A 23,777-nucleotide genomic window follows, 5' to 3' on the forward strand; every position below is an offset into this window, starting at 1 on the left:
TTATGGACAGAGAGACAGCCGAGCCCGTCGTTACTGACATCCCCGGTGATCGGGCAGACCAGTGGGTCCAGTATCACCACGAGTTTGCCGCGCCGAGCACGTACGTCTACGAGTTCGTCTGGGACGTGACAGGCGAGTCGATCGGACCCTTCTGTACCGATGTCGACGGCAACGTCCTGCTGGATTTCACCGCTCACGTCGCCGCGTCGCCGCTGGGCTACAATAACCCGAAGATCACGCGCGCGATGGAGGGGTTCGATATCCCGGAACCGACGAAGATCGCCGGGCAAGACTTCTACGCCAGCGGCGGCTGGCCGCCCGAGGATCCCGAGTTCCCCGGCCCCACTCAACTGATGGAGCGACTCGTTTCTGCCTCGGACGGACTCGATCAGGTGTTCCTCTCGAACACGGGCGCGGAGGCCGTCGAGAACGCCATCAAGATCTGCTATGCCGACCGGGGCCATCGTGGCGTGACCTTCGATGGAGCCTTTCACGGTCGGACGCTCGGGGCGCTCTCGCTCAACCGCTCGAAGGCGGTCCATCGCAAGGGATATCCCGAGGTGCCCGGCATCATCAGCGTCCCCTACTGCACCTGCGAGGAGGAGTGTACCTGTGGGTGGGTTACCGACGGTCCTGCTGGCAACGCCCTGGGCGACAAACTGCATCCGGAGCACGGCGTCATCGACCCCGAGGAAGTCGCCTACATTATTCTGGAGCCGATTCAGGGCGAGGGTGGCTATCGGATCCCCTCGGATCGGTTTCTGGAAGATATCGCCGAAATCCGCGACCGGTATGGCATCCACGTCATCGCCGACGAGATCCAGTCAGGGCTGGGTCGGACCGGCGAGTTCTGGGCGATCGAGCACACGCCGCTCGAACCGGACGTCATCGCCAGCGCGAAGGGCCTGCGCGTCGGCGCGACCGTCGGGCGCGCGGAGGTCTTCCCCGACGAGACGGGACGGCTCTCCTCGACGTGGGGTGCGGGCGATTTCCTCTCGGCACTCCAGGGCGTCGCGACGATCGACGCCATCGAGGAGTACGACTTGCAGGAGAACGCGACCCGACGCGGGCGACAGGCAAAGGAACTGCTCTCGGATGCCTACCTGCCGGGTGTCGAGGACATCCGCGGGCGCGGCCTGATGCTCGCCGTCGAGTTCGACACGAAAGAGAGGCGTGAAGACGTGGTGCGTGCCGCGCTCTCTCGCGGCCTGCTGACGCTTGGCTGTGGCCACAAAACCCTTCGATTGCTACCTCCGCTCGACGTCACCGAGCGCGAGATCGAGCTGGGCGTGGAGTTGCTCGCCGCGGCAACACAGGACGCGGCCTGAAACTTCCCCACTCGTTCACCCGGTTTCGGCAGCTTATTTATTAGATAGTTACTCAAGACGTCCGTATGGTTACCGCTCCCCTCGGCAGCCTGATCTTGCTGCTTGCCTGGCTGGTGTTCGTTCTCTACTCCGTCTCGATTCTCACCTGGCTGGGACAGGTGTTCGTTCTCGGTCGAAACCAGCTCGTCTCCGAGGAGGAGCTGGCCTACGATCACGAGGACGTGCAAGTACGGATCCTCACCATCGGGGCCGAAGCCGTCGTCCAGGCGACGGTCGATTCCGTCCCCGACGAGGTCAAGGACGTCCACGTGATCGCCGAGCGCGACATCGATATCGACGGGGCGACTGTCCACGTAGTCCCCGAGGAGTTCGAGTGTACGGCCCGACACAAGGGGCGCGCGCTCGAATGGGCGCGCCGGCACGTTCCCTGCACGCGCGAGTTCGTCCTCTATCTGGACGAGGATACGATCGTTCAGAATTTCCGGGGCCTCCCCGATGCTGACATCGTCCAGATTACGGAGAAACCGCTGTTTACCGGCTCGTGGCTTGCCTTTTTCGCCGAGACGTTCCGGATCGGCTACCAGTACGAACAGCGCTCGTTCGGCTGGTTCAACTACCCACTGTACGCGTGGGGCGGCGGAATTGCGATCAGGAAATCGCTCGAAGACGAACTGACCTGGGACGCCGAGACGATTACCGAGGACACGAACTTCGTCTGGCGTGCCGCGGAGTCCCGTGATCTCGATTTCCGCGTATTGAATCTGAAGTTCCGGAATCAGGCCCCGCCGTCGATTCGGGGGATGTTCCGACAGCGCCGTCGCTGGTTTGCCGGAACACAACATTCGACAGGTCTGCTCCCAGCGCGATACAAACTTTTGTTCGCGTTTCGGATGTTCACGTGGGCGCTGTCACCACTGATTCCGCTGCTCTCGCTCGTCCTGTTTGCGTTTCCACAGTTCGTCCCCGAACCAGCCTACTATCAGATCGGCTCACTCACTCTCTTCGCGACGCTCTTTTTCATCACCTTGCTCGGGACGGTCGTCTATCTCCCCCGCGAGCGCATCACGTTGCTTGCGATCCCGCTCACGCCGCTGGTGGTCGTGTTGAACACCGCCGGCGCGCTGTGGGCACTCGTCTCCCCGGTGCACACCTTCGCCGTGACGGAGAAAGTCGCACCGGTCACCGAGCACGTCGATCCCGAAATCATCGAACAGGTGCATCCACAGCTCGAAGACGGGGCGTTCTCGGGTCACGACGGAGCCGGGCGGCTGATCACCGATGGTGGGGAGGATATAGCCACGGATGGCGACGAAACAGGAGACGATGACTGAGACGCTCGCCACACAGTCTTTATTCGATAGCCCCGCCTACTCCGATCCGTGATCGTATGCCGGTCGATCAGTCCCGCCGTCGGCACCTCCTCGTGACTCTCGGAGCCCTCGCCGGAAGCGGCTGTCTCATCGACGATGGTGGGGACGCCGCACCACCAGTGGGAGACCCCGAGAGGTGGCGACTCGTCGTCGACGAGCAGTGGGAGCGGTTCGACACCGACCGGTGGGCCGTCGGCTTCATCGACCGCGAGGAGTGGATTCCCGATGACGACGCGACGGTGAGCAGCGATCACGTCACCGTTCGCGACGGACAGTGTCTCCTCGAGGTCGAGTCGACGGGGGCCGGTCCGGAGGGCTGTTTTCAGGGCGTCATCAATTCGAGCGCTGGGGGCGAGCCACACCACCCGGGTGCGGGGATTCCGATCGATCCCGTCCCGGGGCAGTACGTGGAAGCGAGCTTCAAGCTTCCGGATCGTCGGGGCGTTCTCCCGGGGTTCTGGATGCATCCGGCGAACATGCACTGGCCGCCCGAGATCGATATCATCGAGTTGCTGCCCGACGGGGAATCGGGGCGTGGTGCCCACGTCGACGTGCACTGGAGTCGATCCGGTGAACCAGCCGACATGGAGACCCACGAGCATTCGCCCCAGTCAGTTGACGTCGATTCCACCGTGTCCGAGGAGTTCAACACCTACGGCTGTGCGTGGTTCGAGGACCGCATCGAGTGGTACGTCAACGATCGGCGAGTCCGAACCCTCTCCGGTCCGCCCGCGATGCTTGAGTCACTCACTGCCTCGGCGGCGCGTCCGTTCGGTCTGATCTTCTCCAATCACGTGAATCGCCTTGGCCAGGCACCGCTGGACAAGGAATGGACCGAACAACTGGTGATCGACTGGGTGCGGGTGTGGGAACGGACAGGATAGTTCGCTTCCCGCAGACAGTACGCGTGACCCGGCTCCTCCAGAACCGTCTCTTCGTCATCCTCGTAGTAGTTCGAGAAGACGCCGCGCTCGGCGTAGAGTCACGTCCACGACATCACGGTGTGGCAGGTGCCGTATCGCCAGCCTCTGGATCGAACGGGAGATTGATGACGAGTTCGTCGAACCAGACGACAGGCCGCTTGCTCTGGCCGTCTTCCTCGAAAAAGATGATGCCCAGCCGGGCGAGCCGACTGAGTTCCTCGTGGACGTTCTTCACGTCCCGCTCGACAATCCGAGCGGTCTCATTGATGCTGGATGGTGCTTCCTGGCGAACCGCTTCGATGAGGTCGAGGACACGCGGCGTCAGCGTCTCCATGAGATCGTCGTAACTGGTGAACGAGAGCGTCGGCGGGGAGTCCACTCCGTCGCCCTGTTTGAGCGCTTCGATGCCCTCACTGACGTCGTCCTGAAACTCACTGGACGACTTCACAGTCACGATAAGGGTTGATTCGGCCCGTAGCTGTTCGCGCTCCATCGGGTGCAGCGGTGGGGTAGTGTCGTTCATGGGTATCACCGTAGTGTGATGGCCTCACTCGACCTCGAACTCGGATTTCGGAATCTCGCTCCAGAACCGTTCCCAGCGTTCGAACATTCCGGGAAACTCGAGTATCTCCGGCTCGGGGTCCGGTGCGACGTGCAGTTCATGCCCTTTTGTCTTCTCGTGTGAGTTGTCGTACCGACGAATCGTTCCATCATCAAGCGTGCTGGGCGGGTCCGGCTCCGTCGCACCGTAGTGGAGCTTGTAGGCCCACCCGGACGGGTACGCATCACGGTCCGTCCGCATGCAAAACACGCGGACAACGGTCCCGTCAGAGTACTTTCGGGCCTCGCTCACGCCATCGAGGTCGTCCGATGAGGCCATCCTCGACTATTGGTACACAGACCAACGCAATAAGAGCATTGGTCAGGAGACCAATGCCACTCTCAATACCCTGCGTTTGTCCACCTATGGCACTCACTCCGCGTCCCGCAGACAGTAGGCGTGGCCCGGCTCCTCCAGAACCGTCTCTTCGTCATCATCGTAGTAGTTCGAGAAGACGCCGCGCTCGGCGTAGTAGACGCGGCCGTCGACCGGCACCGCCGCGCTGGTGACCCGACCGCGGTTCCGGACGCGCCAGCAACGCTCGCCGGTCTCGCGATCCAGCGCGTAGAGGTGGCTGTCGTACGAGCCCACGAGTACCTTCCCCGCCGTCGCGGTGAGCGCGCCGACCACGCGCCCATTCACGTCGGCGGTCCAGATCTCGTCGCCCGAATGGGCATCGAGCGCGCGCACGATGCCGCTGTCGCCGCCCGCGTAGACGATATCCTGCTCGGGGTCGACCGCGGGGTTGGACATGTTCGAGCCGCCGGTGTCGACCGCCCACTCCTCGCTGCCGTCCTCGAGATCGAGACAGTAGAAGTTGTTGTCCCACGAGCCGAAATAGCCGCGGCCGTCGTGGGCGGCAACAGTGCCTTTGATCTCCGCACCGGCGCGGAACTCGCCCCCCTCGCGTTCCTCGCCATCGGCATCGGCCTGGAACTCCCAGAGAAACTCCATGGAGGGGAACTCCCAGCAGTAGACGACGCCGTCGTTCGAGCCCGCGACGATCCGACCCAGATCGAGGTCGATCGTCGGCGAGGGATGGGGCTGGCCCCAGATCCGCCCATCGCTCCACAGCGGCTCGCCGGTCTCGGCGTCGAGTTCCCAGAGCGCCCCCGAGGAGGGGCTGCCGTACTCCGCGATCACGTACAGCGAGCCCTCGTAGTACGCCGGGCTGGAGCCGACCGCGAGCGTCCCGTCGAGCTCCGAGGAGGGCGTATGCCAGACGATCTCGCCGTCGTCGATATCCAGCGCGTAGACGTCGCCGTCGTAGCCGCCGATGTACGCGGTGTTGCCGACGATCGCCGCCGAGCCGTGAAAGCCAAGCTCCGTCGCACTGGTCTGGGTACTCCACTTTTTTTGCCCATCCGGGCAGTAGGCGTCGACCCGTCCCTTGTCCCCCGCGAAGACGATCGTCTCTCCGGCGGGCGTCGGAACCGGGCTGGACTTGGCCGCCGTATGCCCCGCGTAGTTGATCGGCATCGACCAGTTCACTTCCACTGACTCGGGGACGTGCTCGTCGGGATAGTAATACAGCCGCCGGAGCCCGCGGCCGAACATCGAGACGTCCTCGTCGGGATGGGTCGCGTACTCCGAGACTGAACTCGCCGGTTCCACGGGATCACAGTCGATCGTCTCCTGGGGGCTCGGCTCGCCGCCGAACTCCGCACAGCCCGCGAGTCCGGCCGTCGCCGCCACGCCCGCCGCCTGGAGGAGTCGGCGGCGGCTCGGTTCGTCCGTCATTATCGAGGAGACAGGCGGAGCGCGCAAAAACGTCACGGTCGGGAGTACAGTCTAGATCGTGTTCGTCATGGACATCGTTCGTCGTGAACCAGCCGATCAGGGCAGAGGAGATATCAAGGCAGGTCTTTGGTAGCGTTGAGGAGGTCTGTGTAGTCGGCGAGAATCCGGAATTCTGGGTATGTTAGGGTGTCATGGAACAGTTCACAAGGTAGTTAGTTTCAGAATCTCTCGGGACGGATCATCCGATTGGTTAGTCTGTGTATCGACCGGTAGTTTCAACTATCTTCGTAAGGAATTCTTACGCATGAGCGTAGACGACCCTGAAGTGACGACGGTTACCTCGAAGGGACAGATCACGATCCCCAGTCGGCTTCGAGATCAGTTCGGACTCGAAAAAGGAACGAAGCTGATGGTCGTTCCGACGGATTACGGTCTTGTATTGAAAAAAATAGAGCTCCCGTCAGTTGCGGAGTTCCAAGAGCGCGTTGCCGAACGAGCCGAGGATAACGAACTATCGCTCGGAGATGTGAATCAGCTGGTTCACGCCACGCGTGAGACCGACGAATGAAGGCTGTCCTCGACACGAACGTCCTTATTTCCGCAGCTATCTCGACCGGCACACCGCACGAGATCGTCATAGCGGGATATACGAACGAGTATCAGATCATCGCATCCGTACCGACGCTCATGGAGTTTCGAAAAACATTACAAAAATATCCCGAGCGCTTCGGATTGGATGATGAGGAGATTCAGACTGAAGTCGAAACGCTCCGATACTTTGCGGAATTCGTTGTCCCTGATGAAGACATTACGGCCGTCGAGGCTGACCCGGATGACGACAAGTTCCTTGAGGCAGCTGTGGCAGGCAATACGGATTACATCATCTCCGGTGACCAGCACTTACTCGATCTTGAATCGTTCCGTGGAATCGACATAGTCACACCAAGAGAATTTTTTGAGGTGCTAAATGATCGATGAATCTCCTGTATTGAACGATTCGGGAAGACAGAAGATGGGTATACCAATCGTTCCATGACACCCTCGTATGTGTTTTGCTGCAGTGATCGAATCGGTTACCGATTCAGTTATAACCGATTCGTATCTGGGCGAAATACTTAATCCGGTTCTCCCCAAAGTAGGGAATATGAGTACGCCAGACTACCCGTCGGGCGGGATCGATACGGTGCGGGAACGACTGAACGTCGTCACCCAGGAGACGCGATTCTCGCTGATTCAGGATATCCTCGGGCATCCTGCCCAACTGCCGACGCTGAAGGAACTGGACTACGTCAACCCGGGTAAAAGTCAGACGACGATTCGCCAGCACCTCCAGAAACTCGTCACCGAGGGCATCGTTGAGGAAGTCGCGCTACCGAAAGATCAGCGGCAGAACGACCTCCCGTACAAGTTCTACGGGCTTGGCGAGGATGGCCGTGAGTTCCTGGAAGAACACGGGCTACTCCGTGCGGAGGAAACGCTCGGGGAGATATACAGCACCATCGAAAAAACCGAGACTATCCAGCGGTACGAAACCGCACCGCGGCCCGGCCGCTAATACTTCAGTCAGTAGTCTGAGTGATACATTGGTTACCGCAAGTACTTATATAGCTAACCAATGCAGTAGTTGAGCCGACCGCCGTATATTGAACCATTCACTGGGCGAAACCGCCTCTATGCAAGAGGTCAAGCGGGGCCAGTGTTCTTGCAATATACCGGAGTATCCGGTCGAAAACGCGCCCCACGTGCTCAACGAGTTTCCCGTCACAAGACGTTGGGCTTCAGTGCGGTTTCGCGAACCCGCTCGAACGCGTCGGCGTTCTCCCATGCGAGCTCTCGCATCAGCCATCCAAAGTTCCATATGCTGGCGAACAGTATCTACAGGTGAGCGCAGAGGTGCTGCGTGGAGCCTGTGTGACCATGTCCCGCAAGCCTGGCGGCGCAAGCCAATAGGCGTCGAAGACGGACGTGGGCGCAGGAAATGTACCTGATTTCTACACATCCCCAGGATCAAGCCGTGGGACAAGTCCATCGAAATCGTCGTCGAAGCTCAGGACGTGATCGATATCGTGGCGACGCGTCAGCGCCACGATCGTCGCGTCGGTGAAGCTCAGCTCCTGATCGTTATACCGCTCGAAGACGTCAATGGCGTCGGAGAGCTCCGCTGGAGAAACGTACAGTAGTTCGAAGGCCTGCGGGTACGGATCGCCCCCTCGAAGTCGCTTTCCAAGGCGCTGTGCGAGCTCGAACGACCCAGTGCGGGTGCGAGCGAGTGTAATCGCTTCGTCGTAGATATACTCGGAAATGTAGGGATGTCCGTACTCCCCATCGTAGATGGTTTCCAGTGCCGCACTCGCGGTCTGGTGTCGTGTCGCATCAGTGTCGTGGTCCGCGTAGAGAACACCGGTATCGACAATAACAGTCATCCGTACAGAATCTCGTCGATATCCTCCTCGTCCGTCTCGATCCCGGAGCTACACCGTCCCTGGCGCATCGCCTCCTTTTCGGACTCCGAGAGCGGGACGACAGTCTCGCGAAACGAGCCGATGACGTCTTCCCGAGACTCGTAGGCACCGTCGATAAGATGCGACAGCAGCTCCTGCTGGGTTACCGACGTGCCAGTCCGGAGTCTGATCTCCGCCTGTAGCTCTTCGAGACGGGATTTCGCCTCCTCGTCGACTTTTACTGCTGTGGCCATACCTGTTGTAAACACTGTAACACAGTAAACGTTTCCACGGCATGGTGCAGTCAGGTAAGATGCTGGATTCGAGCCGGGCATCGTGGTTTGATGTCGCTGCCGCTCTCGGGTGGAGCACGCAAAAGAAAGGAACTGCAACGGGAACTCGACTCAGTTAGTCGAGTTTAGTTGTTGCGGCGGCGGGCGAGGAGTGCTGCGCCGAGCAGGGAGACGAGGGCAACCAGCAGGCCGAAGCCGGGCTGGTCGTCATCGTCTTCAGGCTCGCCGTCATCGTCGCCGTTCTCCTCACCGTTCTCTTCTTCACCGTTCTCCTCACCGTTCTCTTCACCGTTCTCTTCGCCGTTCTCCTCACCGTTCTCATCGTGGTCCACGACAACCGTCAGCGTCGCGGAGTCGGATTCGTCGAGGAGCTCGACTTCGAGGTCGTGGTCGCCTTCAGGGAACTCGTCCTCGTTGGTTTCGAGCGTGAAGGTGGCATCGTCACTGTTGCCCGCGTCAGCGGTCACAGTGGCGGTGCCCTCTTCCTCACCGTTGAGGAACAGCGTGACTTCCTCGTCATCGAGGCCATCTGCGCCGGCGACGGCGGTGGCGTCGATGTCGACGGAGTCACCCTGATCGACTTCGTAGGTGTCCTGACCGAAGTCGATGGACAGCTCGAAGTCGTCTTCCTCGGCTTCGACGAGTGTGGAGTCGAGTTCGTGCTGGTTCTCGCCATCGTTGGCGTCAGTAGCGCGGAGCGTGAACTCGGTGCCACTGGATTCCTCGCTGAAGTCGTAGGTGGCGGTGAACGTACCGTCTTCTGCGACCTCAACGGTGGTGCGGTCGACGAACTCACCGGGCGCGCGTGCTCGGGTGTCGACCTCAGTTCCGGGTGCGACGTTTGTCGTACCCGTCACATCTGCATTAGCAATGACCGGAACTTCGGACGCGCTCTCGTCCCACTCGATATCTCGCTCTTCCGAGGAGTAGGATGCAGAGGTGTCTTCCCAGTCATCGTAGAGCGGACTTGAGTCGGACATCTGTACGAAGACTTCGAAGTCAGACCCAACCGAAAGGTCTTCCTGCGGTTCGAGCAGGGCGATAAACTCACCATCGTCCTGATCAGCACTCACAATAGTCCCGACCAAGCCGCCGTCAAACCAAGTCCCGACTTCTTCTTGGTCGTCAACATTGAGTTCCTGTTCTGTACCTTCGATCCTCATCTGCATGTCGTTGATGATATGCTCATTATCATCAATACCACCGACGTTAGCTCCCTCTTCGACGAAGCCGTAGACGCTCTCGGCTTCAACTTTTACGAGCAGCTCATCGTCTTCGGCCACGGTATCGGTCTCCGTGAGCGTGGCATCATCTAGATCGCCTTCATCGTCGATTGAGTCTGCTGGAGCAGTCATAATAGATGCCGGTGCATCCCAGATCTCTTGATGCTCAGTAATGCGGACGAACGTCGTGTCTAATTCGTCCTCAAGTTCTTCTTCATTAGCATCATACCCTTCCGCAATGCTCATTTCGTAGTCAGCTGGGTCAAGGAATGGACCCTGCGGAAGTTCCACGATCTGATCGTGGACAGTCGCTTCAGCGTCGCTATCTTTGATGTCCCAGGCACCGGATTCAGAAGGCTCAGAATATGTGTTGAACGTAAGAACGACATCTTCGTCGTCTTCATGTTCCTCGAGATTGCTGATTTCGACGATCATCTCGAAGGCGACATCTTCCTCGTCGCCAAGCTGTACATAGAGGTTGTCGTCATAGTTGTCGACATCGATGTCGACATGTGCAACGTTCCCACTCTGAACTTCGTAATCTCCTTCGACGAAGTTCACTTCACCTTCTGTAGGTTCTACCACTTCGATCTCCGCAGCATCGGAGGCAGTCGAGTCAGCGACATCGGCAGTGAACTCGTAGTCGCCGAGATCACTATCGTCGTCAAACTCGGCGGGCATGACGTCACCTTCCTTCACGTCCTGGAAGGTTACTGTATTCTCGTCATCATTTTCGTCGTCAGCATCGAAGATGTCCGATAGCGTATCGGCCTCGATAGCATCACCGTCGTACTCGCCGCTGATGTGGAGATCAACGGCTTCCCCACGGTTATCTTCGGCAAACGATAGGTCAACAATCGAGCCCTGTTCGACGGTTTCCGCGTCGAACTCTAGCTCGATATCCTGTTGCTCGACGAAGAACTCACCGTAGACTGCCTCCTCGTCAGTACCTGCCTGCAGGTAGTGGTAACCCGAGAACTCGTCGGTTTCGAAGGTTACCGTTCCTTCGTGGTCGGTTTGCAGCGTGTCAACTCGCTCGGAATCACCGATGACCCCTTCGCGGAGCTGCACGGGTTCACCAGGCTCGAAGCCACCGACTCGTGGCTCCTGTCCTTGCCATACGGTCCGATCATTGAGGACCGTCCGTGGGATTGCATCGTCCGGAACGTCGAGTGTCACCTGCGCTTGGTCGGTTACAGGCGTCGGGAAGTCTTCACCGGCCTGCAGAATGGGCGAACCGTACGGCTCCCCATCGAAGTGAAGCATCGCGATGACGTCAGTATCTTCAGCAAGCGGGTCAATCTCTACCTCGACGCCGGATTCAGCACCATTCAGTGTCTCGGAGCTGCCGAGTACCGCTCGGTCTTCAGCAGCCTCGTGAATGACAATCTGGTAACCGTTTGCCGGATCGAGATTACTGGAGCTAACGGTCACAACATCTCCAGTGACTTCTTCGTTGTCAGCGTCCTCGATTGACACAGCCGCATCGTAGACAGTCGCTGTGTCAGCGGTGACAATGTTATCCAGAGTATCCGAAGAGACGATACCAGTATCGGAAGTGTCACTACTCAATTCATCAATGGCGTGAACTGTGTGTTCACCGGGTTCCCCTCCACGATCGTCAACCGGAATGTTGACGTACTGTTCTTCGTTCGCACCGTCAGCCGTACCTGCGACAACCGTATCGACGCCGTCCTCATACGTCAGTACAAGGGTGGCTTCGGCACTACCTGCCGTATTCACGTAGACCTCTTCATCATTCTCATTGAGCGCCTGATTGTCGAACTCAACGAAGGTCTCTGAGAGTGTAGCAGTATCTGTAATATCACTCAGCTCTCCGTCGCTGAGTTCCTGAATGACGTCTCCAGCACTGCCGTCATCTTCCGCTATATGCAGTTGAGCATAGACATCAGTGAATCCTGGATCAAGTGCCTCATCCAGTTCCACAGCAACCTCTTCATCACCGGTTGTTGGGTCGCTGGTTCCGAGGGTTGTATCGTCACCAGCATCAGAAACCGTCACAACGTACTCGTCATCGGGAGCGAGGTTCGCGTTGACTGTGACTGTATCGTCATCAGGTACCTGATCGTCTATCGACAGTTCGGCATCGTAGATTGTCGCAGTCGAGTCAGCTATAACCGCCTTTGCAGTCTGTTCAGGAAGGGGCTTATCATACTCAAAGTTCTCAACATCATATGGAATAATATGAATTGTGTGTTCACCGGGTGAGTCTACGTACGAATAGAGCTCTACGGAGTCGATGCTGCCAGGAGAAGCATCACCGTCATCGACGACAATTTGCTCGCCAGTACTGTCGTCAGTTACCAAATAGTAGCCGAACAAGCCAACATCTTCTTCAAGATACTGGCCAGTAGAGAGAATCTCATTTCCGTTCTCAGCGTCGAAGCTCTGTGGTTCGAGCTCAATATCAGCTTCTCGGATGTGATCTTGCCAGACCAGTGGTGCGTCATCCGATGCGATTGCGCTATCAAGTGTTGCAGTCGATATGGGGTCCGTACTGTCTTGATAGTCACCACTCACTGCGCTGGTCGGAACTGCATATACCGTGAACGCACCCGTCACATCACCATCAATTTCACGAGTTATCGTTGCTGTATCGTCATCCTCATTAATTTCAGTTATTCCGCGGAGGAACTGACCACCCTCTCCAAAGTCGGTTTCCAGCATGAGCGTGGCGTCCCCATCAACATCGATATTGGTGATTTCGATATCCTCAACCACACTGTCTTCCGTATCACCGACCTGTGCTTCAAACGTAAGTGTGCCCTCTGTAGCATCGCCCTCCGCCACAACTACTGCCGTATCAGCGTCGAGCGCATCGTCGGCAACCGTTTCGGTTACCTCATCGCCAACGCTCAGATCTGCGGCACCGGCAGTATCGTCATCAAAGACGTGAGCAGTGTAGGCCCCGTGAAGACCATCCGGATGGCCCCATTCGAGGCCAACATTGATGATCTCGTCAACATCGTTCGCATCTTCATCAATCGCCGCTACTGTCGTGGTATCCTCGTTCAGAGGATCATCATATGTCAGTACAACTGTTGCGTCTCCATCGGTCTCGACGCCGACGTCCACGGAGTCATCCTGTGCAAGTTCTTGGTTGTCGAACTGCACGGTCGCGTCCGTCGCCGCCGTCGCCACCGCCGCCCCCGGAAGGGTAGCGGTCATGGCGACCATCGAAAGTACCATGATCGCGGCCAGGAACACCGCACGTCCTGCCTCGCGATATGATCGTCTGTTTCGTGTCATATTGTAATCTGTTGTCGGTTGGTGGCAGCGGATCGCTCCCTCCGACCGATTCCGGCAAGGTATGCGACACCGACTACCACGGGTAGGGGTTGCAATCAAACGGTAAGTTTGCTATAAGTAATAATTTACGGTGTTATTGTTCTTCACAGAGTTACAAAACCCGTAGGAACCCTGAGGCGGTTTTATTCAATCGTTCGAAAGGGGCACCAATGAATGTTGAAAAATAACACAAAGATTAGCCTACGTCCGATCATCTAAACAATCAGGGGAATTGCCCCACGAAACTGTCGGCACTGTGTAGCTGGCGTCGCCAAAAAAGTCCGCGCGATGCGGAAAGGGGGAACTCGACTCAGTTAGTCGAGTTTAGTTGTTGCGGCGTCGTGCGAGGAGTGCTGCGCCGAGCAGCGAGACGAGGGCGACCAGCAGGCCGAAGCCGGGCTGGTCGTCATCGTCTTCTGGCTCGCCGTCATCGTCGCCGTTCTGCTCGTCGCCGTTCTGCTCGTCACCGTTCTGTTCGTCGCCGTTCTGCTCGTCACCGTTCTGTTCGTCGCCGTTCTGCTCGTCACCGTTCTCATCGTCTTCGACGACGATGGTCAGGGTAGCCTCGTCAGAGGCGTCGAGGAGCGTGACTTCCAGATCGTGGTCGCCCTCAGGGAAGTCTTCCTCGTTGGTGTCGAGCGTGAAGGTGACATCGTCACTGTTGCCCGCGTCAGCGGTCACAGTGGCGCTATCGACCTCGTCGTCGTTGAGGAACAGCGTGACCTCGTCGTCATCGAGGCCGTCCGCACCTGCGACGGCGGAGACGTCGATGTCGACGGAGTCACCCTGATCGACTTCGTAGGTGTCCTGACCGAAGTCAACGGACAGCTCGAAGTCATCCTCGTCGGGGTCGACGAGTGTGGAGTCGAGTTCGTGCTGGTTGTCGCCATCGTTGGCGTCAGTGGCGCGGAGCGTGAACTCCGTTCCACTGGATTCCTCGCTGAAGTCGTAGGTGGCGGTGAACGTACCGTCATCTTCGACCTCAACGGTGGTGCGGTCGACGAACACACCGGGCGCGCGTGCTCGGGTGTCGACTTCCGTACCGGGTGCGACGTTCGTCGTACCCATCACGTCAGCGTTAGCGACGGTTGGGACTTCAGATGCGCTCTCGTCCCACTCGATGTCGCGTTCGTCGTAGTCGAACTCGCCTTCAGCGGTTTCTTCAGCATCCTCGTCCTCGATGAACGGATTGTCTTCACCGATCGTGAAGGTGACATCGTATCCGGCGTCAGTCTCGAAGTCACCGTTATCCGATTCGAGGAGGATGATAGCCTGCTCCCCGTCGTTGCTGAGGGTGTAGACATTCAGCTCACCGTCGTCGAAGCTCCACGTCTGAGCATCGACGTTCGGACGTTCGTCCTGTGCCTCAACTTCGAGATTGATGTCGCTATCGAAGTTCAGGTCACCACCCTCGATATCAGTACTATCGAGGTACTCAGTATCAGGGAGGAACGAGGTCGTCCCCGTGGCCTCCAGACTGGTTACGATCTTATCCTCTTCAGCGACCGTGTCGGTCTGGCTCAGGATGTCGAGCAGTTCGTCATCCTCAGCAGCGTCGAACAGGTCATCAGCATCGTTGTCGGACGGTGCGGTCCACGTCGTCAGGTCTTCACCGATCGGCGTTCGGTCGGTGAGTGTCAGGAAGGACGTGTCGAACTCGTTGTCGACTTCCGCACCGATGACGTTGTCGTCGTCATCTTCGAGCACGGACCAGTCGTCACCGATGCTCAGTTCGTAGTCGGTTGCGGCAAGCGGCGCTTCATCGATCGTGCCACCTGCTGCTTCTAGATCGTCCGCGATCGCAACGTCGACATCGTCGGAGTTGTCTCCAACGATGTACCAGCTGCCTTCATCGTCCGGATCAGATGCCGTGTTGTAGCCGACGGTGACTTCGTCGTCCTCGTCGATATCATTGAGGCCGCTGATTTCCAGAACGTTCTCCCAGTTGACTTCCTCTGCGTCACCGACGGTGACGAAGACGTTGTCCTGGTCGTAGTTCTCAGCAACGAAGCTGAATTCTGCGTTGTCACCGAGCTCGGACGTGAAGTCGCCCGCGGTGAAGCGGACGTCAGCGTCCACAGGCTCGGTCACTTCGATCTCGGCGGAGTCGGATGCGGTCGTGTCGTCAACTTCGAGCGTGAAGTCGTAGTCACCGACATCCTGGTCGTCGAAGTCGAAGGTTTCGCCAGCAGCGTCGAAGTCCTCAATGATGACCGTTTCATCATCGTCGGTCTCCGAGTAGTTGTTAACGATGTCTTCGAGAGTGTCCTCGTCGAGGGCTTCCTCGTCGAGTTCACCGGAGACGACGACATCGACGAGGTCACCGCGGTTGTCCTCTTCGATCACGAGGTCAACCTGGGTATCCTCGGCGTCATCGCCGTCGAATGGGACCGCGTCGTCCTCGAACTCGAAGTCGATCTCCTGTTCGTCAACGAAGAACTGGTCCTGGTTCTCATCAGCAGTCTGCGTGCCTTCCTGCAGGTAGTAGTACCCCGAGAGGTCATCGGTATCGAAGGTCACTACACCGTCGGACGCACGCAGCGTGTCGATTCGTTCGGAGTCGTCGTCACCGGTCAGACCCTCTCGGAGCTGGACCGGACCGCTACCGTCGTTGTCCTGACGGACATCGAACACTTCGACAGTCTGGCCTTGCCAGATGTCAGTCTGTCCGAGCTGGCCGAAGGCGACGGAGATGTCACCGCCAGCCTCTCGGACGGTTGCGAGATCGTCGTCGATAACCTCACCGGCAGTTTCGGCGGAGACTGCGTCTCCAATACCGTACTCGCCACTGAGGCCGTCGTTAGCGATCAGGTGAGCAGTGTGCTCACCGGGGAAGCCACCGTCATCCTCGATGCTGACAGGAACAGCCTCGCTGTCGAGGTTGTCCGCGCTAGCCAGGCCAGCGATGATCAGTTCGCCATCGTCCTCGTACGTAACGACAACGACGGATTCCTGATCACTACTGACATCTGCGACGGTAACCGTACCGTCAGCAGCGAGGTTCTGGTTGTTGAACGTCAGTTCACCAGTGTACACGGGGTCCGCAACTTCGTATCCATCCTGACCGTCAGCGAACGGGCTCACCTGAGCAGTACCACCGAGGTCACCGCCGTCCTCGTGGAGGCTCAACGTGAACGTGGGTGTGCTAACGTCAGGGTTGGTGACATCCTGGATGTTGATATCCACGCTGTCTTCGTCGGTTACGTCCGTCCCGAACTCAATGTCCTCGCCGGAGCCGAGTTCGATCAGGAGTTCAGAGGCCGTGAGGTCACCTTCAGCGGTGGCCTCACCGTCACCTGACGCAGTATAAAGATCATCAACCTCGTAGTTATCGCCGTCGACACTAACGTCGTTGATGTTAACTTCGTCAAATGCGACCGATTCGTCGCCGAAGTCGGCGAGGATGTACTGTGCTGCCTCGCCGCCGTCAGTACTGACGATATCAAAGGTCACATCGTAGGTCGCCTGAGTGTTGGAGTCCTGTGGGTTCGGGTTATCAACGGTTACGTCGATATCGGACTCAGGCTCTTCGACAAGTTCGAAGTTCTGAGTATCGTCCTGACCCTCAACGTTAACAATCTCAGTACTAGACTGGAATCCGTCTGCGTTGGCGGTCACATCAGCTGCGTCAGCAGTGATGGGGCCGAGGTCGGAGACTTCGATACTGTAAAGACCATCTGTGCCGGTCGTGTCTGTAAGGGTACCCTCTTCATCGAAGGAAACGTCAGCACCATCAATGGCGGTCGAACCATCATCTTCAGTCACTTCGCCGCCGAGTGTGACTGACTCAATCGGGTATGGATCAGCTTCAATGATGTTGTCCACACCGGCAACAGTAGCATCGGCAGTGACGTCTACCGTACCGACATCACCGGTTGCGTCGGGGTTGGCAATGGCACTGACCTGAAGGTCGATGGAATCATCTGCACTGACTCCTGGATCGCTGTCTACATTGATGGTGAGAGTATTGTCATCAGAAGTGAGGGAGAAGTCCCCCTCATCATTCAGTACTGTTTCATCGGGTCCCTCACCGATGGTGAGAGATAGGTCACTCTCTGTGACCCCTGAAGCAACAGTAAGACCATCATCATAATCAACAGTCAACTCGTTGAGACTGTCTCCAGCGAGTTCGTCGTCAGACTGTGCTGTCCAACTAACTGTATGCTGTACACCGTCTGCTCCGATAAACGAATTATCGGAGGTAATCTCGGCATCTGCATCCGAGGTCGCAACGACCGCACCCGGGAGGGTAGCGGTCATGGCGACCATCGAAAGTACCATGATCGCGGCCAGGAACACTGCGCGTCCTGCCTCACGATATGATTTCGTGTCGTTTGTCATATGTTATGTTTATCTCGTTGTCTTCATCGGTAACAGGAGCTTTCTCACCGCAGGCACGCGATATGCCTGTAAGGTATTACTCACTTCTGCACCATGGGTAGGGGCATCATAAACACAGGATTCCATATACTTAAAGCTGGGTGGTACTGTTAGATATTCTTAGTGTTCGGTTTCCGGATAGTACTTGGATCATAATCACAGGAGGGCGACCCAATGGCGACTCTCCATGGGAGGTGTGCACACTCCTCTCAAACGGAGACTACTACCACATCGTGGACAGGAGTAGTATAAAAAAGGATCCTATTGCAAGCGCGCTGGTTCCTCACCCGCGAGTGGAGCTGTCGCTCACCGAGGTAGCACACGAAAGAAAGAATCCGCGCGATGCGGAAAGGGGAACTCGACTTAGTTAGTCGAGTTTAGTTGTTACGGCGTGCGAGGAGTGCTGCACCGAGCAGCGAGAGGACAGCGACCATCAGGCCGAAGCCGGGCTGATCGTCGTCATCCGTGGGTTCCTCGTCATCGTCGCCGTTCTCGTCGGTTTCACCGTTCTCGTCAGTTTCACCGTTCTCGTCAGTCTCGCCGTTCTCGTCAGCCTCACCGTTCTCGTCCACGTCACCCTCAACCGTCAGGGTCGCGGAGTCGGAGGCGTCGAGCAGCTCGACGTCGAGATCGTGGTCGTCAACGGGGTAGTCGTCCTCGTTGGTTTCGATGGTGAAGACCACGCTGTCGTGGTCGGAGTCACCAGCGTCGACCGTGACGGTCGTGCTGTCGAGCTCGTCACCGTTCAGGAGGAGGGTAACGGTCTCCTCGTCAAGGTCCTCTGCACCGGCGTCGACTTCGATGCCGACGTCGACGGAGTCGCCCTGATCAACCGTGTAGGTTGCCTGGTCGAACGCAACGGAGAGTTCGTCCTCTTCGTCGTCGTCAGCGTCAGCGTCGACGAGGACGGAGTCCTGCTCAACCTGGTTGTCGCCATAGTTTGCGTCAGTTGCACGGAGCGTGAACTCCGTACCGGACTCTTCACCACTGAAGTCGTAGGTGGCGGTGAACGTACCGCCCTCTGCGACCTCAACGGTGGTACGGTCGACGAACACACCGGGCGCGCGTGCTCGGGTGTTGATCTCCGTACCGGGTGCGACGTTCGTCGTACCCGTCACGTCTGCGTCAGCAACGTTGGGGACCTCTGCAACGCTGTCGTCCCAGTCGATGTCGCGCTCTTCAAGGTCGAAGTCGCCTTCAGCGACTTCTTCGTCATCCTCGTCGGCGATGAACACGTTGCCCTCACCGATCGTGAAGGTGACATCGTAGGTACTGCCAGCCTCGATATCTTCAGCCGTGTTCTCGAGGCCTTCGTCGATGTGGAAGATGACCTGCTCGTCATCGACCACTAGCACAGTGATATCGTTTTCATCAACGGTGAACTCTTCATCGGCAACGTTCGGTCGGTCGTCCTGATCTTCGAGGTCAACCGTGATGTCTGCACCGGCAGCGAAGCCGTCCTCCGCACTGATGAAGGAGCTGACACCCGTCGCGTCCATGCTGACGACGATGTTGTCGTTCTCGGCGATGGAGTCAGTCTGGGTCAGCACGTCGAACAGTTCGTCATCGTCAGCAGCGTCGGCGAGGTCGCCCGCATCGTCATCGGACGGTGCGGTCCACGTCGCCAGTTCGTCACCAATCGGCGTTCGGTCGGTCAGGGTGAGGAACGACGTATCGAACTCGGTGTCGGTATCGACACTCTCGATGTCGCCTTCATCCATCTCGACAGTGAAACCGTCAGCGATGCTCAGCTCGTAGTCGGTTGCTGCCAGCGGGAGATCGTCACCAGTGATGGCGCTATCGAGATCGTTGTCGACTGTGACAGTAGCGTCACTGTCACCGACGACTTCCCAGCCGGCGTTAGTGTCACTGGCGGTGTTGTACGCGACAGTGATCTCTTCGTCATCCTCGTCGACATCCGAAATGTCGATTTGGAGGATGTGCTGGAAGTTGACTTCGTCGAGGTCACCAACGCTCACGTAGATCTCGTCGTGATCGTAGTCCTCTGCAACGAAGCTGAACTCAGCGTCGTCACCGAGCTCGGACGTGAAGTCGCCCGCGGTGAAGCGGACGTCAGCGTCCACAGGCTCGGTCACTTCGATCTCAGCCGTGTCGGTTGCGGTCGTGTCAGTCACTTCGAGCGTGAACTCGTAGTCACCGAGGTCCTGACCGTCGAAGTCAGACGTGACACTCTCGGTTCCGTCGTTGAAGGTGATGATCGCGCTGTCGTCATCTTCGGTGTCCGCATCGTCGAAGATCTCGCTCAGCGTGTCATCATCGAGAGCCTCACCGTCCAGCTCGCCTGTGACGAGCACTTCGAGGTCGTCCTGGCCGTAGTCATCTGCACGGTTGTCCTCTTCAATTTCGAGTTCGACTGTGGTGTCGTCCTCAGCGTTGGCGACAGTACCCGAGCTGAACTCGAAGTCGATCTCTTGCTCCTCAACGAAGAATTCACCGTACTGGGTTCCGCTGGAGCCCTCTTGCAGGTAGTAGTAACCCGAGAGGTCGTCGGTCTCGAAGGTTACTTCGCCACCGGTGGCACGGAGCGTGTCAATTCGCTCGGAGTCACCCTTCAGGCCTTCACGGAGCTGGACTGGTCCATCTCCACCGCTACGAAGACCCTCAACGTGGACAGTCTGGCCTTGCCAGATGTCAGCACCATCCAACGCAGTAGCATCGGCATTCAAATCAAACGATACGTCGTGATCATCATTGTCCGCCGCAACGGAGCCGGGGAATACCGCGGCACCTGCGAAGACGGACAGAATCATAAGCGCGGCGAGGAACACTGCACGTCCCTTGTCGCGATATGAATTATTTCCTGTCATAGTTTGTTATCTCTGTATCGGTTTCAGCACCTTTCTCCTGGGCGGCGTCACGCCGACCCGTGATACTCGATACTGGCACCATGGTAGGGGTACATTACAACACAAGCAGATGGGGTTATAAGTGCTTTGTGGTGGGGTTAGGTGCGTGTTACTACGTGTCAAGAGGAGTATCAGGCCGGGTAACGGCAGATTAGAATTTCAACCTGGCAATAGAATCGACGTATTTGGTATATAAACGAAACCACCACCAGTACGGCGACGGAGCACCCAAAGCGGCGATCTACACGCTGGTTTCTACATCCGAACTGGCGGGTCGTGTCGACTTGTGGGGGTCAGTACCCGCCAGGGCTCGAACCGCTCGGCGGAGCCGGCGGGACCAGAACGGTTCCCAGGCCGTGGAGTCCGCACTCATCGGGGATGCGGGACGCTATCTCGCCCTGAAGAATGCAAAAACGACCAGCCCGCCGACTGCTACTCGCCGCCGACGCTGTTGAGCGCGCTGTTCAGCTCGAAGAGCTCCCGAACGATATCTGCAACCCGATACCGACGCGGGGACGTCTCTGGTCGATCAGTTCGACGTCGAGCAACAGGTCCGTGTAGTTGCCGGCAGTCTGGCGAGTGACGCCGGCGTGCTCGGTCTTGTTGAACTCGCGGTTTCGGGGTAGGTCGAGCAACTCGAACGATGGGTGCGGACACTGGCCGTCGAGGAGGAGTATGACCGACTCAGAGCTGCGTGATCAGGGCGGGAGATGCCGATCGTACACGTTTCGTCGGTGGCCGACCGCTTCGACAATCAGAACGTCGTCGTCACGATCCCACGTGATGATCGCCCGATAGTCGCCAGCGCGAAGTTTGTAGTACGGGTAGCCGGAGAGGCGCTCAAGCCGATGTTCCGTCCATTCAGTCGCCTCGTCGATCTTGTTCATCACGCGATCGGCGACGTGCGGATCGAGCGCTTCGAGCTGTTCGATCGCCTGTTCGGTGTATTCGACACTACTCATCGAGGCCGAGGCGCTCACGGACGTCGTCGGCCGAGTGCGTTTCTCCACGCTCTCGCTGCTCGCGGCTGTCTTCGAGCGCGTCGAGCACCTCCTCGGAGAGCCGCTCCGGCGGGTCGATCCAGTCCCGGAGCGCATCGCGGATCGCCTCCGACCGTGAGGTATAGCCACGACGCTCGTACTCCTTGTCGATCGCTTCGAGAAGCTGATCGGGAACACGTACGTCGATCTTGGACGTACCGTTGCCCTCCCCGGCGTCGTTAGTGTCAGTACTCATTATTGTGTGAGACGCCTGTCTCACAGATAAGTGTTTCCTGCATCGGCAACGGTGTTACGATTCGGAGAGTGGATCACTCGCCGCCGACAGCGTTGAGCGCGCTGTTCAACTCGAAGAGCTCCCGGACGACCGCGCTGCCTGCGACCCGGTACCGGCGTGGGGACGTGTTCGGTCGATCAGTTCGACGTCAAGTACTAAGCATTCAGCTGCCCCCACGCGCGAATATCGACCATGGCTGGCCACATGGCACTTTATCCACCTGGGGGGCGATCACCCACTATGGCCGGAATCGAACTCGTCGACGGCGAACTCGTCGTCGACCGGGCACCGAACGAACTCGACACACTGGCGATCGCGTTCACCCGGATTCTCGACGACCTCGGCATCGACCACGTCTACGTCGCGGGCTATCTGGCGATCCTGACCGGGCGTTCGCGCTCAACCGAGGATATCGACGTGTTGCTCGAACCGCTCGGCGAAGCCGAGAGCAAGCGACTGGCTGAGCGGCTGAAACGCGAGGGGATGTGGGGGCCAGCGATGCCGCTTGACGATCTGCATATGATGTTGAGCGACGGGGACAACATCTGGGTCGCGCCGGACGAACAGGTGATCCCACATATCGAGGCGAAGTTCGTCGACGACGAGGCGGATCGGGCATCACTCGACCAGGCGATCACGGCCCGAGTTGGCGACGCCGAACTGCCGGTTGGACCACTCGAACTGCAGATCCCATACAAGCTCTACCTCGGAACACGCACAGACATCGAGGATGCGGCCCACCTGCTGGCGCTGTTCGAGGAAAGTCTTAGGACGGATGAACTCGAACAATGGGTACGGACACTGGCTGTCGAGGACGAGTATGACCGACTCAGATCTTCGTGATCAACTGGACGAGAAACACGAGCGTAACCGGGAGCTCCGGCTCGACGCGATTCGTCGGTGGGTGGAGTTTATTGAGGAACAGCCACCGGAGGTGTGGGGGCCACAGCAGAACAGACTGATCGAGTCCCAGCTACAGTCCGCCCGCGAGTCCGGCCTCGACGCCGAGCATTACCGACGTGTCAAAGAGGCAGGCAACGACGGCGGGGAGTGACATCCCCCCACGGCTTTCGCCGTGGACTCTCTCCGTCAATCGCTGTAGTGACGCCATCGGCACATCTATTGGTGTGTGGGTTGTACACTGAACCAGCGGACATGTCCGGGAACACCGAACGCGACGAACGTGGACAGTTCGAGTCCGAACTGGAACCCGAGGACATCATGAGCTACTTCGCCGAGGGGCGTCCATTTCACACCGCCCAGGAGGTGGCTGACCGGTTCGATATCGACCGGTCAACTGCGTACCGACGGCTGAGTCGGCTGGACAACGACGGGCATCTGGAGAAGGTTTCACTCGGCAGTCGGACGGTTGTCTGGTGGTACACGGCAGACACGGCCACAGCGCCCGATGAGGTCGAGTCCGATGACCCGCTCTTCGCTGCTCCGACGTTCACGGTTGACGACCCCGTTGATGAAGACGAGATCGACGATGTTCTCTACGGCGAGATCGAGGGATGAGTGGGCCAGGAACCACGCCGCTGTTCGTCGATACTGGCGCGTTTTTCGCACACGTCGTGCAAAACTCTCCTCGGCACGACCGCGCTCGTGCGGTGATGGACGCGATTCGGGCCGGAGAGCTCCGATTTCGGCCGATATATACGACAGGATATGTCCTCAGCGAACTGACGACGCTACTCTTGCGGAAGAAGAGCCATGAGAAGGCCATGGATACGTTACAGCGCGTCCGGGAGTCACCAGTGGTGACTGTTCTTCATCCCGACGCGACTCAATTCGACGCGGTCTGTAGCGAATTTGGCCGCTTTGATGACCAGCAAATCTCGTTCGTGGACCATACGACTGGGGTGCTTGCAGGCGACGTTGACGCAGAACACATCTTCGCGTTTGACAGCGATTTTCGGACGCTTGGGTTTTCACTCGTCCCGGATGACATCGATCTCCCGGAACAGTGATACACGACGGGTCGTCGTTCGACGAAGACGGTGTCACAGTGGAGATCCTCCACGCCC

General features: G+C 58.3%; 20 protein-coding genes and 1 pseudogene. 10 read left to right on the plus strand and 11 right to left on the minus strand.

Features of this window, described 5'->3' with window-relative positions; translation table 11 throughout:
• Positions 1 to 2 precede the first annotated feature (2 nt).
• From AArcSt11_RS07280 to AArcSt11_RS07290, 3 genes are all read left to right on the plus strand, one after another.
• Positions 3 to 1,328, plus strand: coding sequence for an aminotransferase class III-fold pyridoxal phosphate-dependent enzyme (locus AArcSt11_RS07280; RefSeq protein ID WP_250595902.1), 1,326 nt, complete (start codon positions 3 to 5; stop codon positions 1,326 to 1,328).
• Positions 1,329 to 1,393: 65 nt separating this feature from the next.
• On the plus strand, positions 1,394 to 2,659 hold the full coding sequence (locus AArcSt11_RS07285; RefSeq protein WP_250595903.1) for a glycosyltransferase family 2 protein: 1,266 nt from the start codon (positions 1,394 to 1,396) through the stop codon (positions 2,657 to 2,659).
• Positions 2,660 to 2,715: 56 nt separating this feature from the next.
• Entirely contained in the window at positions 2,716 to 3,582 is an 867-nt protein-coding gene (locus AArcSt11_RS07290) for a glycoside hydrolase family 16 protein (protein ID WP_250595905.1), read from the plus strand.
• Positions 3,583 to 3,694: 112 nt separating this feature from the next.
• On the opposite strand, the gene AArcSt11_RS07295 is transcribed toward AArcSt11_RS07290, so the two are convergent.
• The 3 genes from AArcSt11_RS07295 to AArcSt11_RS07305 form a co-directional block, all read right to left on the minus strand.
• A complete protein-coding gene (locus AArcSt11_RS07295; RefSeq protein ID WP_250595907.1) occupies positions 3,695 to 4,144 on the minus strand; it encodes an HVO_A0114 family putative DNA-binding protein in 450 nt (149 codons plus the stop codon).
• A gap of 24 nt (positions 4,145 to 4,168) precedes the next feature.
• Positions 4,169 to 4,501 carry a toxin-antitoxin system TumE family protein gene (locus AArcSt11_RS07300; protein WP_250595909.1) on the minus strand — a complete coding sequence of 111 codons (333 nt, stop codon included), beginning with the start codon at positions 4,499 to 4,501 and terminating at the stop codon, positions 4,169 to 4,171.
• 93 nt (positions 4,502 to 4,594) lie between these two features.
• Complete coding sequence (locus AArcSt11_RS07305) at positions 4,595 to 5,962, minus strand: outer membrane protein assembly factor BamB family protein (RefSeq protein ID WP_250595911.1); 1,368 nt, start codon at positions 5,960 to 5,962, stop codon at positions 4,595 to 4,597.
• A gap of 304 nt (positions 5,963 to 6,266) precedes the next feature.
• Between AArcSt11_RS07305 and AArcSt11_RS07310 the strand changes: the two genes are divergently transcribed.
• The 3 genes from AArcSt11_RS07310 (at position 6,267) to AArcSt11_RS07320 (ending at position 7,517) form a co-directional block, all read left to right on the plus strand.
• Positions 6,267 to 6,530 carry an AbrB/MazE/SpoVT family DNA-binding domain-containing protein gene (locus AArcSt11_RS07310; RefSeq protein WP_250595913.1) on the plus strand — a complete coding sequence of 88 codons (264 nt, stop codon included), beginning with the start codon at positions 6,267 to 6,269 and terminating at the stop codon, positions 6,528 to 6,530.
• On the plus strand, positions 6,527 to 6,940 hold the full coding sequence (locus AArcSt11_RS07315; RefSeq protein WP_250595915.1) for a putative toxin-antitoxin system toxin component, PIN family: 414 nt from the start codon (positions 6,527 to 6,529) through the stop codon (positions 6,938 to 6,940). Before AArcSt11_RS07310 ends, AArcSt11_RS07315 begins: the two co-directional genes overlap by 4 nt.
• 166 nt (positions 6,941 to 7,106) lie before the next feature.
• Positions 7,107 to 7,517, plus strand: coding sequence for a helix-turn-helix domain-containing protein (locus AArcSt11_RS07320; RefSeq protein ID WP_250595917.1), 411 nt, complete (start codon positions 7,107 to 7,109; stop codon positions 7,515 to 7,517).
• A 436-nt stretch (positions 7,518 to 7,953) separates the two neighbouring features.
• Here the strand turns inward: AArcSt11_RS07320 and AArcSt11_RS07325 are convergent, their stop codons facing one another.
• The 8 genes and pseudogenes from AArcSt11_RS07325 to AArcSt11_RS07360 all read right to left on the minus strand — a co-directional run bounded on the left by AArcSt11_RS07325 (position 7,954) and on the right by AArcSt11_RS07360 (position 21,711).
• Positions 7,954 to 8,385: a type II toxin-antitoxin system VapC family toxin gene (locus AArcSt11_RS07325; RefSeq protein ID WP_250595918.1), complete on the minus strand. Its 432-nt coding sequence runs from the start codon at positions 8,383 to 8,385 to the stop codon at positions 7,954 to 7,956.
• Positions 8,382 to 8,657, minus strand: coding sequence for a hypothetical protein (locus AArcSt11_RS07330; RefSeq protein ID WP_250595920.1), 276 nt, complete (start codon positions 8,655 to 8,657; stop codon positions 8,382 to 8,384). Before AArcSt11_RS07330 ends, AArcSt11_RS07325 begins: the two co-directional genes overlap by 4 nt.
• 164 nt (positions 8,658 to 8,821) lie before the next feature.
• Positions 8,822 to 13,189 (minus strand): BGTF surface domain-containing protein, encoded by a 4,368-nt coding sequence (locus AArcSt11_RS07335; RefSeq protein ID WP_250595923.1) that lies wholly within the window; start codon positions 13,187 to 13,189, stop codon positions 8,822 to 8,824.
• 363 nt (positions 13,190 to 13,552) lie between these two features.
• Positions 13,553 to 17,569: a BGTF surface domain-containing protein gene (locus AArcSt11_RS07340; protein WP_250595925.1), complete on the minus strand. Its 4,017-nt coding sequence runs from the start codon at positions 17,567 to 17,569 to the stop codon at positions 13,553 to 13,555.
• 416 nt (positions 17,570 to 17,985) lie between these two features.
• Positions 17,986 to 20,436 carry a BGTF surface domain-containing protein gene (locus AArcSt11_RS07345; RefSeq protein ID WP_250595927.1) on the minus strand — a complete coding sequence of 817 codons (2,451 nt, stop codon included), beginning with the start codon at positions 20,434 to 20,436 and terminating at the stop codon, positions 17,986 to 17,988.
• Between the two features lie 471 nt (positions 20,437 to 20,907).
• Positions 20,908 to 21,110 (minus strand): annotated as a pseudogene (locus AArcSt11_RS07350) (hypothetical protein); the annotation flags it as partial.
• A gap of 63 nt (positions 21,111 to 21,173) precedes the next feature.
• Positions 21,174 to 21,437, minus strand: a complete 264-nt coding sequence (locus tag AArcSt11_RS07355; RefSeq protein WP_250595931.1) for a type II toxin-antitoxin system RelE family toxin — start codon at positions 21,435 to 21,437, stop codon at positions 21,174 to 21,176.
• Complete coding sequence (locus tag AArcSt11_RS07360; RefSeq protein WP_250595933.1) at positions 21,430 to 21,711, minus strand: ribbon-helix-helix domain-containing protein; 282 nt, start codon at positions 21,709 to 21,711, stop codon at positions 21,430 to 21,432. Before AArcSt11_RS07360 ends, AArcSt11_RS07355 begins: the two co-directional genes overlap by 8 nt.
• A 279-nt stretch (positions 21,712 to 21,990) precedes the next feature.
• Between AArcSt11_RS07360 and AArcSt11_RS07365 the strand changes: the two genes are divergently transcribed.
• The 4 genes from AArcSt11_RS07365 to AArcSt11_RS07380 all read left to right on the plus strand — a co-directional run bounded on the left by AArcSt11_RS07365 (position 21,991) and on the right by AArcSt11_RS07380 (position 23,720).
• A complete protein-coding gene (locus AArcSt11_RS07365) occupies positions 21,991 to 22,593 on the plus strand; it encodes a hypothetical protein (RefSeq protein ID WP_250595935.1) in 603 nt (200 codons plus the stop codon).
• Positions 22,571 to 22,804, plus strand: coding sequence for a DUF8150 family protein (locus AArcSt11_RS07370; RefSeq protein WP_250595936.1), 234 nt, complete (start codon positions 22,571 to 22,573; stop codon positions 22,802 to 22,804). The genes AArcSt11_RS07365 and AArcSt11_RS07370 overlap by 23 nt, the downstream gene beginning before the upstream one ends.
• Before the next feature lie 101 nt (positions 22,805 to 22,905).
• The gene (locus AArcSt11_RS07375; protein ID WP_250595937.1) at positions 22,906 to 23,268 is read left to right on the plus strand and encodes a helix-turn-helix domain-containing protein; all 363 of its coding nucleotides are present in this window, start codon (positions 22,906 to 22,908) and stop codon (positions 23,266 to 23,268) included.
• Positions 23,265 to 23,720 carry a type II toxin-antitoxin system VapC family toxin gene (locus AArcSt11_RS07380; RefSeq protein ID WP_250595938.1) on the plus strand — a complete coding sequence of 152 codons (456 nt, stop codon included), beginning with the start codon at positions 23,265 to 23,267 and terminating at the stop codon, positions 23,718 to 23,720. Before AArcSt11_RS07375 ends, AArcSt11_RS07380 begins: the two co-directional genes overlap by 4 nt.
• Positions 23,721 to 23,777: the final 57 nt, after the last annotated feature.

The organism is Natranaeroarchaeum aerophilus, assembly GCF_023638055.1.
GTDB classification, from domain to species: Archaea; Halobacteriota; Halobacteria; order Halobacteriales; family Natronoarchaeaceae; genus Natranaeroarchaeum; species Natranaeroarchaeum aerophilum.

Bases quoted from the DNA above. Each gene is read 5' to 3' on its own strand.
- AArcSt11_RS07280 (WP_250595902.1), top strand. From the start codon at position 3: ATGGACAGAGAGACAGCCGAGCCCGTCGTTACTGACATCCCCGGTGAT.
- AArcSt11_RS07285 (WP_250595903.1), top strand. From the start codon at position 1,394: ATGGTTACCGCTCCCCTCGGCAGCCTGATCTTGCTGCTTGCCTGGCTG.
- AArcSt11_RS07290 (WP_250595905.1), top strand. From the start codon at position 2,716: ATGCCGGTCGATCAGTCCCGCCGTCGGCACCTCCTCGTGACTCTCGGA.
- AArcSt11_RS07295 (WP_250595907.1), bottom strand. From the start codon at position 4,144: ATGAACGACACTACCCCACCGCTGCACCCGATGGAGCGCGAACAGCTA.
- AArcSt11_RS07300 (WP_250595909.1), bottom strand. From the start codon at position 4,501: ATGGCCTCATCGGACGACCTCGATGGCGTGAGCGAGGCCCGAAAGTAC.
- AArcSt11_RS07305 (WP_250595911.1), bottom strand. From the start codon at position 5,962: ATGACGGACGAACCGAGCCGCCGCCGACTCCTCCAGGCGGCGGGCGTG.
- AArcSt11_RS07310 (WP_250595913.1), top strand. From the start codon at position 6,267: ATGAGCGTAGACGACCCTGAAGTGACGACGGTTACCTCGAAGGGACAG.
- AArcSt11_RS07315 (WP_250595915.1), top strand. From the start codon at position 6,527: ATGAAGGCTGTCCTCGACACGAACGTCCTTATTTCCGCAGCTATCTCG.
- AArcSt11_RS07320 (WP_250595917.1), top strand. From the start codon at position 7,107: ATGAGTACGCCAGACTACCCGTCGGGCGGGATCGATACGGTGCGGGAA.
- AArcSt11_RS07325 (WP_250595918.1), bottom strand. From the start codon at position 8,385: ATGACTGTTATTGTCGATACCGGTGTTCTCTACGCGGACCACGACACT.
- AArcSt11_RS07330 (WP_250595920.1), bottom strand. From the start codon at position 8,657: ATGGCCACAGCAGTAAAAGTCGACGAGGAGGCGAAATCCCGTCTCGAA.
- AArcSt11_RS07335 (WP_250595923.1), bottom strand. From the start codon at position 13,189: ATGACACGAAACAGACGATCATATCGCGAGGCAGGACGTGCGGTGTTC.
- AArcSt11_RS07340 (WP_250595925.1), bottom strand. From the start codon at position 17,569: ATGACAAACGACACGAAATCATATCGTGAGGCAGGACGCGCAGTGTTC.
- AArcSt11_RS07345 (WP_250595927.1), bottom strand. From the start codon at position 20,436: ATGACAGGAAATAATTCATATCGCGACAAGGGACGTGCAGTGTTCCTC.
- AArcSt11_RS07355 (WP_250595931.1), bottom strand. From the start codon at position 21,437: ATGAGTAGTGTCGAATACACCGAACAGGCGATCGAACAGCTCGAAGCG.
- AArcSt11_RS07360 (WP_250595933.1), bottom strand. From the start codon at position 21,711: ATGAGTACTGACACTAACGACGCCGGGGAGGGCAACGGTACGTCCAAG.
- AArcSt11_RS07365 (WP_250595935.1), top strand. From the start codon at position 21,991: ATGGCCGGAATCGAACTCGTCGACGGCGAACTCGTCGTCGACCGGGCA.
- AArcSt11_RS07370 (WP_250595936.1), top strand. From the start codon at position 22,571: ATGACCGACTCAGATCTTCGTGATCAACTGGACGAGAAACACGAGCGT.
- AArcSt11_RS07375 (WP_250595937.1), top strand. From the start codon at position 22,906: ATGTCCGGGAACACCGAACGCGACGAACGTGGACAGTTCGAGTCCGAA.
- AArcSt11_RS07380 (WP_250595938.1), top strand. From the start codon at position 23,265: ATGAGTGGGCCAGGAACCACGCCGCTGTTCGTCGATACTGGCGCGTTT.